Below are 2,208 nucleotides of genomic sequence, written 5' to 3'. Positions count from 1 at the left end.
GCAGCTTATCACGTCCTTCTTCGCCTCTTGGTGCCTAGGCATTCACCTAGTGCTCTTTTTAACTTGACCTTTGTTAATAAACATTTCTGTTTATTATCCAGTGTTATTGTTATTATTAAGAAATTTATTGATTAGTTTTAAGTTGTTATGGTTCTTTTCTCTATCGAGAAATGTAACTAACTTTTTGTTAGTCTTGGTGGAGATAAGGAGATTCGAACTCCTGACCTCCTGCTTGCAAGGCAGGCGCTCTCCCAACTGAGCTATACCCCCAAAATTAACTCTCAAGTTTATAAAATCTAAAAGTCAACTAACTTGAAGTGAAAAATACTAATTATTATAAGTATACAAAGTAATAATATAAAAAGAAATTCATATTTTTTTAAATTATTACTATTTCGAATTAATTTAGAATCCAAAAAGAAATTTACATCTTTAATATAGCATATCACACAATATATTAATAACGGTAACAAAGCAAAAGACTTTGTTAATCTAGAATCTATATTTATCAAAACTATACTAATAATTAATATTATAAATCTCATTTACTTACTTTCCACTTTATAAATTTCATTAAATTCTAGCTAAAAATTTATCAAAATTAGGTCCTGCATAAATTTCAAATTCACGCCAAAATTTAGGACGAGATTGATTAATGGTACTTGGATCCCAATAACTATATACTTTCACAGAAACATAGCCTTGAATCAAATTGTCAGATAAAGCAGCTGTAATCACACTAGAAAGAGCTGACACAGCAATCCCTCCACCAGCCGCAGCTATTATAGCAGCAACTATAGCGGAAGCAGACATCCCTGCAACATTAATTTTGAAAGAAGATTGTCCCAATAATTCTCTAGATTGTTTAGCGTATGAAATATAATCATTAATATCATCATCAACTTTGACAAAGTCAAGAATTTCACCATTTAAAGTAAGCTTATCTGTAGATTTTTCATATATTGCATAACTTTTTTCTCCATTAGAAAGGTCAATAACTCTAACCTCTCGTAAATTTCCATTATCTTTTATACTTATAGAAAAATCATTGGCTATTTCCCTAGAATCAGATGTTTCTATATTACTATCGCAATTAATATTGTTTTCAAAAGCTAACACATTCGAAAACAACATAGAAATTACTATAATTAAACATGTTGTTTTTTTGATCATAATTACTCCTTTTATATGCAGTCTTAAAACCAAGAGAGTTAAAATAAAACTTATATATAAAAAATAATTATTGTATATAATTAAAATAGTGTGAAGATTTTTATTTCCTTAGAAAGGAGGTGATCCAGCCGCACCTTCCGATACGGCTACCTTGTTACGACTTCACCCCAGTCACTCATCCTACCTTCGACTGCTGCACCTTGCGGTTAGCTCACAGGCTTCGGGTATTACAAGCTCCCATGGTGTGACGGGCGGTGTGTACAAGACCCGGGAACGCATTCACCGCAGCATTCTGATCTGCGATTACTAGCAACTCCAGCTTCATGTTCTCGAGTTGCAGAGAACAATCCGAACTGGGAAAGGCTTTTTGAGGTTTGCTCCACCTCGCGATTTGGCTTCCCTTTGTACCTTCCATTGTAGCACGTGTGTTGCCCAGGGCATATAGGGCATGATGATTTGACGTCATCCCCACCTTCCTCCGATTTGTCATCGGCAGTCTATCTAGAGTTCCCATCCGAAATGCTGGCAACTAGATATAAGGGTTGCGCTCGTTGCGGGACTTAACCCAACATCTCACGACACGAGCTGACGACAACCATGCACCACCTGTATAGAGGCTTCCGAAGAAGATTATTTATCTCTAAATATGTCCTCTATATGTCAAGCCCTGGTAAGGTTCTTCGCGTTGCTTCGAATTAAACCACATGCTCCGCTGCTTGTGCGGGTCCCCGTCAATTCCTTTGAGTTTCATGCTTGCGCACGTACTCCCCAGGCGGAGTGCTTAATGTGTTAACTGCGGCACCGACTTTTGCCGACACCTAGCACTCATCGTTTACAGCGTGGACTACCAGGGTATCTAATCCTGTTTGCTACCCACGCTTTCGTTCCTCAGCGTCAGAATGTGCCCAGTAAGTCGCCTTCGCCACCGGTATTCTTTTTAATATCTACGCATTTCACCGCTACACTAAAAATTCCACTTACCTCTACACTTCTCAAGATATACAGTTTCAAATGCTTACAGTAGTTAAGCTACTG

1 protein-coding gene, 1 tRNA gene and 1 rRNA gene are annotated in these 2,208 nt (G+C 37.2%); all 3 read right to left on the bottom strand.

The annotated features are described in order from the left end of the window. Positions 1-194: 194 nt before the first annotated feature. Positions 195-270, bottom strand: a tRNA-Ala gene (locus tag ABID14_RS10040). Positions 271-573: 303 nt separating this feature from the next. Then, positions 574-1,134, bottom strand: a complete 561-nt coding sequence (locus ABID14_RS10035) for a hypothetical protein (RefSeq protein WP_354369618.1) — start codon at positions 1,132-1,134, stop codon at positions 574-576. A 151-nt stretch (positions 1,135-1,285) separates the two neighbouring features. Beyond that, positions 1,286-2,208: ribosomal RNA gene (locus ABID14_RS10030) — 16S ribosomal RNA — on the bottom strand; the annotation flags it as partial.

Source organism: Peptoniphilus olsenii (assembly GCF_040545475.1).
Taxonomy (GTDB): domain Bacteria; phylum Bacillota; class Clostridia; order Tissierellales; family Peptoniphilaceae; genus Peptoniphilus_A; species Peptoniphilus_A olsenii.
This window is presented reverse-complemented; position numbering and strand designations above follow the sequence as displayed.

Bases quoted from the DNA above. Each gene is read 5' to 3' on its own strand.
- ABID14_RS10035 (WP_354369618.1), bottom strand. From the start codon at position 1,134: ATGTTGTTTTCGAATGTGTTAGCTTTTGAAAACAATATTAATTGCGAT.